General features: G+C 32.7%; 14 protein-coding genes and 1 pseudogene. All 15 read left to right on the top strand.

The genetic code is table 11. The annotated features are described in order from the left end of the window. Window positions 1-631 precede the first annotated feature (631 nt). Window positions 632-1,087, top strand: a pseudogene (locus RG571_RS10205) (CpsB/CapC family capsule biosynthesis tyrosine phosphatase); the annotation flags it as partial. A 98-nt stretch (window positions 1,088-1,185) separates the two neighbouring features. Then, complete coding sequence (locus RG571_RS10200) at window positions 1,186-1,875, top strand: sugar transferase (protein WP_308947671.1); 690 nt, start codon at window positions 1,186-1,188, stop codon at window positions 1,873-1,875. Between the two features lie 29 nt (window positions 1,876-1,904). Next, window positions 1,905-2,684, top strand: coding sequence for a DUF4422 domain-containing protein (locus tag RG571_RS10195; RefSeq protein WP_195193602.1), 780 nt, complete (start codon window positions 1,905-1,907; stop codon window positions 2,682-2,684). A gap of 31 nt (window positions 2,685-2,715) precedes the next feature. Beyond that, entirely contained in the window at window positions 2,716-3,861 is a 1,146-nt protein-coding gene (locus RG571_RS10190) for a CDP-glycerol glycerophosphotransferase family protein (protein ID WP_195193603.1), read from the top strand. A gap of 16 nt (window positions 3,862-3,877) precedes the next feature. Beyond that, the gene (locus tag RG571_RS10185; protein WP_195193604.1) at window positions 3,878-4,810 is read left to right on the top strand and encodes a glycosyltransferase; all 933 of its coding nucleotides are present in this window, start codon (window positions 3,878-3,880) and stop codon (window positions 4,808-4,810) included. Between the two features lie 82 nt (window positions 4,811-4,892). Next, entirely contained in the window at window positions 4,893-5,999 is a 1,107-nt protein-coding gene (gene glf / locus RG571_RS10180) for a UDP-galactopyranose mutase (RefSeq protein ID WP_258430608.1), read from the top strand. Window position 6,000: 1 nt separating this feature from the next. Next, window positions 6,001-7,278, top strand: a complete 1,278-nt coding sequence (locus RG571_RS10175) for a hypothetical protein (protein ID WP_308947802.1) — start codon at window positions 6,001-6,003, stop codon at window positions 7,276-7,278. A gap of 444 nt (window positions 7,279-7,722) precedes the next feature. Next, window positions 7,723-9,141 (top strand): flippase, encoded by a 1,419-nt coding sequence (locus tag RG571_RS10170; RefSeq protein ID WP_195193607.1) that lies wholly within the window; start codon window positions 7,723-7,725, stop codon window positions 9,139-9,141. 37 nt (window positions 9,142-9,178) lie between these two features. Further along, on the top strand, window positions 9,179-10,051 hold the full coding sequence (galU, locus tag RG571_RS10165; protein ID WP_258430609.1) for a UTP--glucose-1-phosphate uridylyltransferase GalU: 873 nt from the start codon (window positions 9,179-9,181) through the stop codon (window positions 10,049-10,051). Window positions 10,052-10,119: 68 nt separating this feature from the next. Next, complete coding sequence (locus tag RG571_RS10160) at window positions 10,120-11,163, top strand: acyltransferase family protein (protein ID WP_258430610.1); 1,044 nt, start codon at window positions 10,120-10,122, stop codon at window positions 11,161-11,163. A gap of 52 nt (window positions 11,164-11,215) precedes the next feature. Beyond that, complete coding sequence (gene tagD / locus RG571_RS10155) at window positions 11,216-11,614, top strand: glycerol-3-phosphate cytidylyltransferase (RefSeq protein WP_195193610.1); 399 nt, start codon at window positions 11,216-11,218, stop codon at window positions 11,612-11,614. A gap of 83 nt (window positions 11,615-11,697) precedes the next feature. Next, the gene (locus tag RG571_RS10150) at window positions 11,698-12,843 is read left to right on the top strand and encodes a glycosyltransferase (RefSeq protein ID WP_195193611.1); all 1,146 of its coding nucleotides are present in this window, start codon (window positions 11,698-11,700) and stop codon (window positions 12,841-12,843) included. Between the two features lie 9 nt (window positions 12,844-12,852). After that, a complete protein-coding gene (locus RG571_RS10145; RefSeq protein ID WP_308947801.1) occupies window positions 12,853-13,836 on the top strand; it encodes a stealth family protein in 984 nt (327 codons plus the stop codon). Between the two features lie 12 nt (window positions 13,837-13,848). After that, window positions 13,849-14,868, top strand: coding sequence for a galactofuranosyltransferase (locus tag RG571_RS10140; RefSeq protein ID WP_195193613.1), 1,020 nt, complete (start codon window positions 13,849-13,851; stop codon window positions 14,866-14,868). 40 nt (window positions 14,869-14,908) lie between these two features. Continuing rightward, window positions 14,909-15,499, top strand: a complete 591-nt coding sequence (locus tag RG571_RS10135; RefSeq protein ID WP_258430709.1) for a VanZ family protein — start codon at window positions 14,909-14,911, stop codon at window positions 15,497-15,499. Window positions 15,500-15,554: the final 55 nt, after the last annotated feature.

The following is a 15,554-nucleotide window of genomic DNA, read 5'->3' as shown; positions in this document are numbered from 1 at the left end:
CCAGCGGTCAAACGGTTTTGGTTTGACGGCTGGTCGAAGCGATGAAGTTGAAGCCCTGTGGAAATCTCGAAAAAATTCTCACAAATCGTGTCCGAGGTATTGACTCAAATCCAACATCTATGAGTGACTTTTCTAGTTACTGATTCTTTTTGCGGGAAATAGAAAAGTCATTTTTTCGAAAAAAACTCAGAAAATACTACTTGCAATAATTCTGGACAGTCACTATGATAGCAACAATAGGAAAATCTACTAAGTACAGCCAGAGACTTGTACTCAGCTAACTAGTTTATTCCAGAATGCTGCATAATTTGATAGATTCATACTTTTATGTTTTTTTGCATATCGAAGTAGGTAGTCATATTTTGACTATCCAATTTGATAAAATATCGTTTATGCGAAACGTACTATAGTTGGTGCATCACTAGAGTTAAAAGTGTACAATGCTTAGTTTTTTTGAATCTTTATCGCAAATAGCTTCAAAAAACACTTTTTTGGATACTTTTGAAATATTTAGTTGAGTATAGTATAATATGAACAATTGTGACAAATAACAATTGTTTGGGAGTGAGTAAAGTTAGATGGGAAGACCCTTAGCAAAAGGCCTAGCTGTCGTAGCCGTCGGTATCGGAGCACTGGGTATATGATTGAATTTCCTACGATGGATGTCCCAGCCTATACGGAGCAACTTTTTTTCAAGCTGCGAAATATGGGAAAGGTGCCAGTCATCGTCCATCCGGAAAGAAATGCGAAGTTTCGTGAAGATCCCAATCGCCTGGTTCCATACTTGGAGATGGGGTGCCTCGCGCAACTCACCGCTCCAAGCTACATAGGTGTCTTTGGTAAAGACATCCAAAAGACGGCAAAACAGATGGTTGAGCATAACCTCGTTCAGATGATGGCGTCAGACGCTCATGGTATCAAAAAAAGAACGTTTGTAATGAAAGAAGCCTTTCGCCAAATCGGACATGACTTTGATGAAGAAAAAGTCAAAGCTATGGAACAAGTGGCGAAAGATTTGATAAATGGGGATGCGGTCACATTCCCAGATTATACAGAAGTTAAGAAGAAACGGTTTGGATTATTTTAGTTGAGCTGACGATGTTACTTATAAAATTTTTTGGAAATAGAGAGATGAGAAAAACAGGAGGAGTATGAATGGTGATGACGGAAAACTTTTTTAATATCATGAAGGCGGATGATTTAAAAAAGCACTACCAAGATCAGTATTTTAAGTTGCAATGGGTCGATCAAGAAAAATTGAAAAGACAAAAAGGCTATGATTTTGTTAAACGAGGAATTGATGTTGTTGGCGGAACTGTTGGATTAGTTCTTGCTTCACCACTCATGGCATATGTAGCTTATAAAATTCGCCAAGAAAAACCTGGCTCACCAGTGGTTTTTGCCCAAACACGGGTCGGGCGCAATGGCAAATTGTTCACCATGTATAAGTTTCGTTCTATGTGTATCGATGCTGAAGAAAAATTAGCAGAACTAATGGAACAAAATGAAGTCGATGGTGCCATGTTTAAAATGAAAGACGATCCTCGAGTTACCAAAATTGGTAAAATGATTCGTCGCACCAGTTTAGACGAACTACCCCAACTCTTAAATGTCGTTAAAGGGGATATGAGTCTGATTGGTCCTCGACCACCTTTGGAAAGAGAAGTCGCTGAATACACTCCCCATGACATGCAACGGTTATTGGTAAAACCAGGTTGCTCAGGTTTATGGCAAGTCAGCGGACGAAATGAAGTTGGCTTTGAAGAAATGGTGGACTTCGATGTGGAGTACATTCAAAATCGTAGTACTTTGAATGATATCAAGATTATATTCAAAACTATTAAAGTAATGTTTAAGCCGAATGGGGCATATTAAATTAGAAAAAAGGGATTGAATAGACGTAAATGAAAACTATTAAAATTGGCATTGCTACCCATAAAAGTTATCAAATGCCTAAAGATGAGATGTACATACCTATCCAAAGTGGCGCTGCAATGCATTCTGAGGAATTGGGTTATGAAAAAGACAATACTGGTGAAAATATTTCTAGTAAAAATGCCAATTATTCAGAATTAACGGCTTTATATTGGTTATGGAAAAATGTATCTGCAGATTACAAAGGTTTATCCCATTATCGCCGCCATTTTTCAAAAAATAAAAATGTTAGTATCTTTACTCAAGGAACATTCAATGATGTATTAGATCGCCAAACATTAGAAAGTAAACTTGAAAAGGCCGACATTGTAGTCCCTAAAAAACGAAATTATTACATTGAGTCGATTGAATCGCATTACAATCATACTCATTACCCACAAGACTTGGTCGTAACACGAGAAATTATTGAAGCTCTATATCCTGACTACCTAGCTTCTTATGATAAAATTTTACAACGAAAATCTGCTCATATGTTTAATATGTTTATTATGTCAGAAGAAAAATTTGATTCTTATTGTGAATGGATGTTTTCAATTTTATTCGCTTTAGAGGAAAAGCTAGATATTTCTGAGTACAATAGTTTCCATGCCCGAGTTTTTGGTCGAGTAAGTGAAATCTTGTTGGATGTTTGGATAGATAAAAATGGCTATTCATACGAAGAAATTCCAGTGATTTTTATGGAAAGACGATCATGGCTAGAAAAAGGAACTAAATTTTTGAAGGCTAAGTTTAAGGTTAGTAGATATTAAAAAAGTTTTGAGATTATCTGGAGGTAAAGCTGTGCAAAAATTAAAGGATCTAATTAAGAATAGTGCTTTTATTTCTCAGTTCTTTTTTTATGCTCTATATCTATTTTATTTTATTTTGGATCATTTATTAAAAAAAGAAAAAAAAATCATATTTACCTCGTTTTCAGGACGACAATTTAGTGATAGTCCCAAAGTTCTTTTTGAATTGATAAGCGAAGATTCTCGTTTTAAAGAATATGAGTTAGTTTGGGCTTTTAATGAACCAGACAAGTTTCAGTTGCCAAGTGGCACTCGTAGTATCTCGATAAATAGTTTATCTTTTTTCAAGGAACTATTTAGCAGTTCAGTATGGATTTCTAATACCAGTATTGAAAAACTGGTACCTTATAAATCAAAGAAGATTTTCTATTTAAATACATGGCATGGAATTCCATTGAAGAAAATTGGAAAAGATGAAACCCATGTTAGTTCACTCGTGAAAAAATGGTATACCCAGGTCCAATTTGATTTATTAACAGTTTGTGGTGATTATGATGATGAAATATTTAAAACAGTGTTTCCTAGCTCACCTAATCATATCAAAACAGGATTACCTCGAAATTTACTGTTGGTTCAAAAAAAAGATCGGCAAGCAGAAATACGGAAGTCATTTATTGAAAAACATGGATTAAAAGAAGAGGTACGCTTAGTTTTATACGCACCCACTTTTAGAGAATTTAAAAGTTCCAAGGTAAATCATATTTTCAACGGTGATATTTTGCCAGACCTTGATAGCGATACTGTTCTTTTGTTACGCACCCATTATTTTGAGAAAATAAATCTCGAAAGGGAAAATGTTATCAATGTTTCTGATGAAGATTTAGATGAACTTCTCTTATCAACAGACTGCTTAATTAGTGATTATTCTAGTATGATGTTTGATTTTTATCTTTTGGATAAACCAATTTATATGTATGCCTATGATTATGATGAATACCGAGATTTTCGTGGTTTCTATGTTGATATGAGAGAAACTTATAATATTCCAATTTTAAATGAAGATGGACTAAATGAAATTTACCATAAAGATGATACTAAATATCAAATAAATAAAACTTTACAAATTGTAAAGATGTTGAAAACAGTTGATGTAAGCAAATTATTAGATGCATTATTTTCAGGAATTAATAATCTATAAAATAAGGAAGTTTGAGATGAAGAAAACATACGGTTCAGTTGTTGTAACTTTTAACAGGAAAGATTTATTGATGGAAGCTATTCAATCATTATTAGATCAAACTATTAAACCAAAAAAAATTATTATTGTTGATAATGCTTCAACAGATGGGACAATTTCTGAGCTAGTTGAAAAATTTGATGTTTTTAATCAAGATATTTTCGATATGGTGGAATTGCCAGAGAATATTGGTGGTGCTGGTGGATTTAAAGCTGGCTTAGATAGATGTAAATTATATAATTTTGACTATGTTTCTGTTAGTGATGATGATGCTATGTATCAGAAAGACTATTTTGAGAAAATTTTAGACTATGCAGAGGAAAATCCTTCGGTGAGAGCACTTTGCGGAAAAGTAATGTATGAGGATTCAACTATTCAATTGAGTCACAAACGAAGAGTCTTACATTCAAAAAGTTTGTTGGATGAAAAAATTGTTTCTGGCGAAGAATATAAGCGGCCTACTTTTTCTGTAGATGCAGTTTCTTTTGTGGGTTTAGTTATTGATGTTTCATTGATTTCTGAAATTGGTTTACCCCTTGAAGAGTATTTTATTTGGTTAGACGATTTTGAATACTCTTTACGTATTCGATCTAAAACAGAAATTATTTGTTTGACAGATGCAGTTATTGTCCATAAGACAGCTTTTGCCGCGGATAATCATAAATATCAATATACCTGGAAGGAATATTATGGTATTCGTAACCAGATTGATCTTGTAAAAAGACATACGAAACACCCAGTTGTATCTAAATTAGCTTTAGAATGGAAATTTTGGTCAAGATTAGCGGCAAACTATGTTAAGCCAAAGTATGCTAGTTATAGATCAATACGGTCAAAGACTTTACGAGATGCTTATCGTGATGGAAAAAACGGGAAAATAGGTAAAAATTTAAAGTATTTTCCAAACTAGTTTTTTAAATCGTATGAACGAGGTCAATGGAGTTGAATTTTTTAATTATAACTATTTAAATCCAAAAGGAGGAAACAATTAAATGAATTATCTAGTAGTTGGATCCGGCTTGTTTGGCGCAATTTTTGCCAATGAAGCAGCAAAAAAAGGTCATCAAGTGAAGGTGATTGAAAAACGCGATCATATCGCCGGCAATATTTACACAAAAGAAGTAGAAGGCATCCAGTTCCATCAATATGGTGCCCATATTTTCCATACTTCAAATAAAGAAGTATGGGATTATGTGAATCAATTTGCGGAGTTTAACCGCTATACGAACTCACCTATCGCAAATTATCATGGTGAAATTTACAATATGCCTTTCAATATGAACACTTTCAATAAGTTATGGGGTGTGGTAACTCCTACTGAAGCCAAAGCGAAAATTGACGAGCAGCGGGCAGTTTTAGGCGGCAAAGAGCCAGAGAATTTGGAAGAACAAGCTATTTCTTTAGTGGGCACAGATATCTATAAGAAATTGATTAAAGATTATACTGAAAAACAATGGGGACGTTCTTGTACTGAATTACCAGCATTTATCATTAAACGTTTGCCTGTACGTTTGACATATGATAATAACTATTTCAACGATAAATACCAAGGAATCCCAATTGGTGGTTATACACAAATCGTGGAAAAGATGTTGGATCATCCAAATATCGAAGTCCAACTAAACACTGATTTCTTTGATAAGCGGGAACAATTTGAAGCAGAAGCTGACAAAATTGTCTACACTGGGATGATTGATCAATATTATGATTATAAATTTGGGCGTTTGGAATACCGTTCATTGAAATTTGAAAATGAAATTCTTGACGAAGAAAATTATCAAGGTAATGCTGTGGTTAATTATACTGATGCCGATCATGCTTATACACGGATTATCGAACATAAGCATTTTGAATTTGGTACGCAAGAAAAAACTATCATCACGAAAGAATACCCTGCAGACTGGCATCCTGGCGATGAGCCTTATTATCCAGTAAATGATGATAAAAATAATGAACTATACCAACAATATAAAGATTTAGCGGATAATGAAGGTAAAGTGATTTTTGGTGGCCGCTTAGGTATGTATAAATACTTTGATATGCACATGGTGATTGCTGAAGCATTGAGAGTAACTACGACAGAGCTTTTTGAGGATTAGAATGGTGGAGAATAAGAAAAGTTTTTTTCGTTTATCCTGGCTAAACTTTTTCGAATATCTATTATCAATATCAATTTTATTAGCTTCAAGTTCAATTTATTGGGTTACATCAAATAAACCGTTTAAAGAAATTATTATGCTAATGGTTTATGGTTGCTTATTTTTAGTTGTCGTAATTTGTTTATATAATTTAAGGAAAAATATAGATATAAAAAAATTGGTGAGTTTATTAATTGCTAATGTTACTATTAGCGTCATTATTGTTTCTTATAATAAACTGATTGATAACATTACTTTATCTGAAATCATGCGAATGGTAATTTTCCCAATAGGATTGATAATCTATTTTTATTATTATCTTTCACAAAATAAAATACCTAATATATTATTTGTATTAAGAAAAGTTATTTCTGCATTAGCTGTTGTGTCACTGATTTTTTATTTCTTGTATATTACTGGAATTTTGCATCAAAATTCTAGCCTCTTTATTAAATGGGGAACGCCTAGATGGGTAAATGGTATATTTTATTTGCATTTTTTCCCACAAGGTGAGGCTAATTTTTTAGGTCTTAATGTCATTCGGAACACAGGTATTTTTTCTGAAGCACCGATGTTTTCTTTTGTTTTAAGTATTGGGATAATTATTTATTACTATATTGAAAAGCCAAAAAAATTTGTGACTTTTCAAAGTATCATTCTAGTGTTTACAGTGATTACTACTACATCCACAACAGGATTGATTTTATTGATTAGCATTATCATGTTAAAATTGTTTATTTCTATGCCTGGTTATTATAAGTTATTTGTTTTAGTGTTGATTCCCTTTGCTATAGTTATTGTTTTTACAATTCTAGAAAGTAAATTTACTAGTATGCAAGGATCAACCTCTATTAGGATGAATGATTTCTATGCAGGATATCAAGCTTTTTTACAAAAGCCATTGTTGGGAAATGGTATGGTAAATGGTATGGTAAATGGTGGTGATGTCATAAAAAGGTATATGGATTTCTCTCGTTTAACTTTAGGCGGAAACGATGGTTTTTCAAGTGGTTTATTTTATGGGTTAGCAAGGATTGGATTGGTTGGAATGATTTTTTATATATTCATCCCGTTTTTTGCTACGATTATGAAAAATAAAAACATTGCAGCAATTTCTATACTATTATTTATTTTATTTATAGTAACTACTATTTTTTATTCCTATTTATTTTCCTTCTTTTTAACGTTCTTTTTTACCATTTTAGGTTTTTCAAAAAAAGAATTATCTCAGTTTGACTGATAGGTTTTTCAAAAAAAGAATTATCTCAGTTTGACTGATAGGTTGAACAAAAAAATCATATTAAAGTTATTGCTTATCAGTAAGTTGTATTCCTTAAAATTGATTGCTAATTAGTTATATTTTATTATTTTCATTGAGTAAATCCGGTATTTTTGTTAATAGAAATACCGGATTGGGTAATTTTATAAGTGAATTTTTACTTTTACTGAAAAAATTTTTAGTAAAATTGAGTTAATTGTCAATTTATTGTTAATACATAAATTCGTTTATCTATTGTAGGACTTTACTGATATTTGTTATTTTTGGAAGGGACTTATCTTGGTTAATTTAGATTAATTTAATTGGTGTTTGAATAGTTTAATTTTCATGATATTTAAGAATATATAGATTTCTAAATATCTACGAAAAGTGTGGATTATGCTACAAAAATTGGGGGACTTTCTATTGAGCCTAATAAAAAATTACTTTTATAATGTAGGTTATCAAATCTTTGTAATTTTAATTCCGTTAGTTACTGTTCCCTACGTTTCTCGCGTACTGGGAAGTGAAGGGGTAGGGATCAATGCCTATACCAATTCGATTATTCAGTATTTTATCTTGTTCGGTAGTATCGGAATTAATTTGTATGGAAATCGAACAATTGCTTATAATAGAGATAACCGAAAAAAAATGAGTCAGCTTTTTTGGGAAATTGCGATATTAAGAATGATTTGTATTGCAATTAGTTACATTGCGTTTCTTATCTTTATATCAGTGGTTTCTGAATATCAGAGCTTTTACTTGTATCAATCATTTTTGATTATTGCGGCTGGCTTGGATATCTCTTGGTTTTTTATGGGGATTGAGGATTTTAAGAAAACTGTATTGAGAAATACCTTAGTCAAGATTATTTCTTTGATTTCAATCTTTGTCTTTGTAAAATCAAAAAATGATGTTGGTTTGTATATTCTTATTTTAAGCCTATCAATTCTATTTGGAAATTTAACTTTGTGGCCTTATTTACGTAAGATAGTTACTATCCCAAAATTTAAAGAGCTAAATCTGTGGCGACACTTCTTACCGTCTTTAGCATTGTTTGTACCTCAAGTAGCTACTCAAGTTTATTTGGTTTTAAACAAAACAATGCTAGGTATTATGGTGGGTGTGAACAGTACAGGATATTATGAAAATTCAGATAAGATAGTAAAAGTAGTCTTGGCGATAGTGACTGCAACAGGTACGGTTATGCTTCCAAGGGTTGCCAACACTTTTGCAAAAGGACAAAAAGAGAAAGTAGCGAAATATCTTTATCAATCTTTTGATTTTGTTACTGCAATTTGTTTTCCCATGGCGTTAGGTCTATCGGCCATCGCCCCAAAATTTTCAATTTGGTTTTTAGGATCTGAGTTTGAGATTACTGGAACATTAATTTCAATCTTAAGTTTGGTGATTATTTTTATTGGTTGGAGTAACGTGTTAGGTACTCAGTATCTATTACCTACTAATCAAACTAGATATTACACGATGTCTGTAGTATGTGGTGCTATTACTAATTTAATTTTAAATTTCCCTTTAATTATAAATTTTGGGGTGTTTGGTGCTGTAATTTCAACTGTCCTTTCTGAATTCACAGTTACTATGGTTCAAATCATATTAGCAAGAAAAACTTTGCAAATTTCTGCTCTTTTTAATGGTAAGTGGAAGTATATGGTTTCCGCAATTCTCATGTTTGGCGTAGTGAGATGGGTGCATATCTTACTACCAGGAAGGCTCATTTATTTTGGATTTGAAATATTACTGGGAGTGCTTATATATTTGGCAATGCTGTACACTTTGAGAGCATCAATAATTGAATTGGCAAAAGGTATTATAAAAAAAAGTTAAAGAATAAAAATGATATTTTGATGAAGGAGAATGAAAAATGAAAAAAGTAAGAAAAGCTATTATCCCCGCAGCAGGGTTAGGTACACGGTTTTTACCAGCGACAAAAGCGATTGCCAAAGAAATGTTGCCAATTGTTGATAAGCCAACGATTCAATTTATCGTTGAAGAGGCGATTGCTTCTGGCATTGAAGATATTTTGGTGGTAACTGGTAAAGGCAAGCGGCCGATTGAAGATCATTTTGACGCGAATTTGGCATTGGAACAAAATCTTGCAGAAAAGAATAAGACTGAGTTATTGGCATTGGTCGAAGTGACGACTGCCATTTACTTGCATTTTATTCGTCAAAAACATCCGCTAGGCTTAGGACATGCGGTCTTGCAAGCGAAGGCTTTTGTGGGGGATGAACCTTTTATCGTGATGTTGGGAGATGACATCATGGAAGATAAGGTACCTTTAACGAAACAGCTGATTGATGATTATGAACAAACTCAAGCATCGACTTTGGCTGTAATGAAGGTTCCCCATAACGAAACTTCTAAGTACGGGATCATCAATCCAAATAAGGAAGTTTCTAAGGGCTTGTATGATGTGAATTCTTTTGTGGAAAAACCAAAGCCTGAAGATGCACCTAGCGATTTAGCGATTATTGGTCGCTACTTATTGAAACCTGAAATCTTTGAAATTTTAGAAAATCAAACTCCTGGTGCCGGCAACGAAATTCAGTTGACAGATGCCATTGATAGTTTGAATAAGATTCAACGGGTTTTTGCCCATGAATTTACAGGCAAGCGTTATGATGTTGGGGATAAACTAGGCATGGTTGAAGCTAATGTGGAAATGGGTCTGAAACATCCGGAAATTGGTGAAGAATTGAAGGCTTATATTAAGAAGTTAGCAGGTACTTTGTAATACATTGGATTCACATTTATTAGGGTGGCTGTTTAATTAATCTATTTAATATAAATTAGGAGAAAATAATGGATAAAAGAATCAGTTGGATTGATTTTGGAAAAGGAATTACAATTTTTTTGGTAGTTTTTGGACATGTTTCTTTAGGTTTACTTCAGGCATCGAAATTTTCAGAAACTAGTAATCAAATTCTTTACTTTTTTGTAGAGGTTGTTTATGTCATTCATATTCCTGTGTTCTTTGCACTGTCAGGATATTTTTTTAAAGGCTATCAGAACCTTCAAGATTTTAGGCATAATATTCTGAAGAAACTCTGGTCATTGGGAATACCATATCTTGTGTTTAGCATTCTCATGTTTATTATGAAAAAGATTGGCGGAGGATCAGTAAGGGAAAGTAAAACTATATTTGATTTATTAAATATCTGGAAAGAGCCAATTGATCATTTATGGTTTTTATATACTCTATTTTCAATTTTTCTAATTTTAGGTTTTTTATCAATATATATAAAAAATGATATTGCACTTTTCATAACTCTGTTGGTAGGTTTTTGTTTAGTAAATTTATTTCCTGTTAGTATTTACTTTATTCAAAGATTTTTTATTTGGGCACCAGCGTTTTACTTTGGTAGGATTCTAAGAAATATTAAAATATCAAATAAGTTGATTGGGATTATGATACTGTCATATGTAGGATATATCTTATTCTGGTGGCTAACTAATTTTCAACAGACGATTAACTATTCCAGGCCCGGGTTGTGGGGAGTAATTATTCCGATAAGTATTGTTCCTGCCTTTGGAATTTTTCAAAACAAAAAACAAGATGCAATATATAATTATTTTGTAAAGATGGGTAAAATTTCTTTACCCATCTATCTAATACACGCTCCGGTAGCGAGTGTTACTAGAATTATGCTTTTTAAATTTGGAATAACAAACTTGGCAGTACACCTGTTTTTAGGAGTTATAGTTGCGTGGTTCTTCTCTATTATTTTATTTAAAATTACTAGAAGAATTAAAATTGTAGACTTTATTTTTTATCCGACAAAGTACGTTTTAAAATTACTCTACCAGGAATTTAGTTATCATATGAGAAAAGTAGCAATTCTATAGATTGTTGTTTTTCCCATTTTTAATTATATATATCATAAAAGGAGCAACTAAAATGAAAAGAATCATCACTTATGGAACATTTGACTTGTTACATTATGGTCATATTAATTTACTTAGAAGAGCGAAGGAACAAGGTGATTATCTTGTTGTTGCTTTATCTACTGATGAGTTTAACTGGGATGAAAAACAAAAGAAATGCTATTTCTCCTATGAAAAACGCAAACAATTGTTAGAAGCAATTCGCTATGTGGATTTGGTTATTCCAGAAAATAATTGGGAACAAAAAACAACAGATATTGAATTGTATCACATTGACAAATTTGTCATGGGGGATGATTGGGCTGGCAAGTTTGATTTCATTGAAGATCAAACTGAGGCTGAGGTGATTTATTTGCCTCGGACACCGGAAATTTCTACCACACAGATTAAGAAGGATCTCGGTGTTAATTAGTAAATAAAAATTCAAAAACTAAGAATAATCAATTAGTTTAGGAGAGAGTGTGGCTCCTGTCAGTGTAAAGGAATGAATTAAACATGAAGAGTCAAATTAGAGTATTAACTACAGGTGATTTTCAAAAGGGAAGCGGATTAACAAATTATATATTAAATACGTATGATCGTTTTGACTCAAATCAATATCAAATAGATTGTATGTCTATTTCCCCATCAGATGATTTGAAAGAATCAATTCTTAATCGCGGTTGGGGGTATTATCGAGTTACACCTGTTACAATCAGTCCAATTGAACATTTTTTCGATTGGAGAACCTTTTTAAAGAATAAAGGAAAATCTTATGATGTCATTCATTTTAATTATTCTTCTTCATGGAATTATTTTGCAATAAAAATGGCTAAAAAATACACTAATGCTAAAATTATCATTCACAGCCATAATAACTATTATAGTAAAAAACCAAAGTCAAAATCCTCAAAGTTTGTGTTAGATACTTTAAATAATCATGGACGAGAAGTAATCCGAAAAGAAAGTGATTTAAACTTAGCTGTCTCGAAAGAGTCAAAAGAATGGATGTTTAAGCCAGGAGAAGAAGTATTAATTCAAAAAAATGGAATTGAGATTTCTGATTTTATTTTTGATCAAAATAGTCGTAAACAGTTACGAAGTGAATTAGGTATAGAAGAACACACTCACATTATTGGCTTTGCGGGCGTTTTATCCGATCGTAAAAACCCGTTGTTTGCGGTAGAAATGTATGCAAAGTTTCTTCCATTGCATCCCGATTCAGTATTTTTGATTTTTGGAAATGGTCGAGATGAGAAACAAGTCATTGAACGGGTGAAGGATCTTAATCTTTCAGATAAGATTATCTTTATGGGGCGAAAACAAAATCTGAACAAATGGTATTCTGCGATAGATACCTTTATTTTCCCTTCAAAAACAGAAGGTTTTGGCTTTGTTCTCTTGGAAACACAAGTAAATGGATTGCCTATTGTCTGCTCTCAGGGAATACCTACTGAAGCTATTCAAACAGATTCTGTAGAACAGTTACCTTTTGATGATGAACAAGGCTGGCTAACAGGGTTAAATAAGCGTATTTCAAATGCCCAACGACAAGAAAATTCAGAAAAAAATGCTGAAATCATTGCAAAAAATGGTTATTCCATTTCTGCAACTGCCAAGGAATTGGCCCAATTAATTGAAGGTTTGGTAGAGAAAGGGTAGGCTCATTCATTGGAGAATATAGATATTGTCATTACTTGGGTTGATGGAATGGATCCTATTTGGAGAAAGAAAAAAGCAAAATTTATCGCAACTGATGAAGATACCCAAGAAGCAGTGCGCTATCGAGATTATGGAACGTTGAAATATCTGTTTAGGTCAATTGATACTTATTGTCCTTGGGTTCATAAAATCCATTTAATCACAGATAATCAAGTGCCTGAGTGGTTGGATACCTCCCATCCAAAAATAAATCTGGTATTTCATCAAGACTTTATTCCAAAAGAATACCTACCCACCTTTAATTCGAATACGATTGAACTGAATTTGTTTCGATTAAAGGATCTAGCAGAAAAATTTATTTTATTTAATGATGATATGTTTATTAATAATCCAGTGTATCCTGAGAATTTTTTTGATGGAAATCAAATATTGGATTATGGTGTGTATAATCGTATTGCACCAGTGGATGTTTTTGCCCATACCTTGATCAATGATTTGATGATTATTAATAAATATTTTAATAAAAGAGATTCTTTCAAAAAAAACTGGCGCAAACAGTTGAATTTTCGCTATGGAAAAATGTTGTTATCAAATGTTTTAACGCTTCCCTATAAGGAAATTACAGGTTACTTTAATCCCCATTTACCCCAACCTCATCTAAAATCAAATTTTTTAAAACTTTATCAGCTTGAAACAACTGCTTTTGAACAGACTTTTCAAAATCGTTTTAGAGGATTTGATGATATCAATCATTGGTTATGTCGATATTGGATGTTGGAAGAAGGAAATTATCAACCGCAGAAATTATCTTTTGGGAAGTATTTTGATATTTCTGAGATGAAGGATATTTTGCAAGAAATAAGAAGTGATAAATTTAAACTTTTATGTATAAATGATGAAGAAAGTACTCAAGAGGACTTTGAAAAGTGGCAAGGACAATTAGAACTTGCTTTTCAAAGTAAATTTCCGGAAAAGTCTTCTTTTGAAAAATAAAGGAATAATGAAATGGAAAATACTTATATTGTTGAAGTTAGACAAGAAAATGCTATGCATGCAGGGACAAAAGCTAAACAAGATATTACTAGGATTCTATCTGAAAATGGGATGCATAAATTAGGAATTGAAATTCCCAGACATAAGTTGACTCGAGCAATTAGGGGAAATGCGTTATGGAAAAAAGAACTTGAGAAAGTAGCGGTTGGGGATTATATTTTTTATCAATATCCAGCATATAGTCGGGTTTTAAGTGATAGTTTTATGAAGTACGCAAAGAAAAAGAAATTAATCAAGGTTTTAATCATACATGATATTGATTCATTGAGATTTTATATTGATCGACCTGCTGACTGTAGACGAGAAATCAATTTTTTTAATCAATTTGAATTTATTATTGGTCATAATCAAAATATGGAAAATTGGTTAACAAGCCATGGTGTAAATAAAAAAATTATTCAGTTAGGGCTATTTGATTATTTGCCGAGCATCAAAAACAACGAGTTTTTTGAGACATCAAATGAAAATATTGTTTTTGCTGGTAATTTGGCTAAATCGAAATTTTTGACTAAATTAGCAAGCGAAAATCCAGTTCAAATATATGGGGTAAATCCTGCTCCAAGATATCATCCCAATATTAGTTATCAGGGGGCTTTTTCACCAGAGGACTTAGAAAAGAGACTCCTTGGAAGTAAGTTTGGTTTAGTTTGGGATGGAGAGTCTTTACTGACTTGTGCTGGTATTTCCGGAAATTATATGAAGTTTAATAATCCACATAAAACTTCCTTATATTTAAGTTTGGGCATCCCTGTACTAATTTGGGATCAATCTGCACTTGCTGAGTTTATTGTTAATGAAGGTGTGGGAATTACCATTGATAATCTAGAAAAATTAGATGAACGCTTGAATAAAATCTCTAATCGAGAATATGCTGAGATGAAGTCAAAGGCAATAAAAATCTCAAAAAAAATTAAAAATGGTGAATTTATCCGCTCGGCAGTTGAAAAAGTATTAGAGAATAAGCAATTTTAAAATAATAAGTTCGGCTTTCTGATCCATGAAAGGAGTTCTCATGAAGCGTATTGTATTTTTCTTGGTTACTTTTGTTGGCTCTTTTCTTGTGGGGTATTTGTTGGTTGATTTTGCGATGGTGCCGGTTTTGACGGCGTATCCGCGTTTGTCCCAGATGATGGATTGTTTTGCTTATACGCAGGAGGTTTTGGTGGCGTTTATTGGCTTGGGGTTATTTTTATTGATCCTGCAGTTGGCTTTGGGGCGGTTATCGACGATTTATTTGTATTTGGTTTATAGTGTGTATTTCTTTTTCTTGTTTGTCGTGTTATTTACCAAGGCTCCTCGGTATCATGCCTTGAATTTGGCGCCTTTTGATTTTTTGCAATGGGGTCAAAAGGGAATCATGGAGGCGGGGTTAAATCTCGTTTATTTCATTCCTCTGGGGTGTTTGTATGGGTTTAAGGCAAATAAGTGGGAGTTTTGTATTGTGTCTCTAACGACGATTTTAGGGGTGGAGACGATGCAGTATGTTTTTTATATTGGGACGTTTGCGGTAAGTGATATTTGGCTGAATTTTTTAGGAACGCTTATAGGTTATGGGATTTGTCGCAAATTGTATCCGATCTTTTTAAGCAGGCAGGCTGGCTAGTTTAGTCAGCCGCTTTTTTTCTTTAGTGGGTATCATATAAAAAATGGCAAAGGAG

The sequence above is a fragment of the Enterococcus sp. FR204 genome (genome assembly GCF_031143325.1).
GTDB lineage: Bacteria > Bacillota > Bacilli > Lactobacillales > Enterococcaceae > Enterococcus_B > Enterococcus_B faecium.
This window is presented reverse-complemented; position numbering and strand designations above follow the sequence as displayed.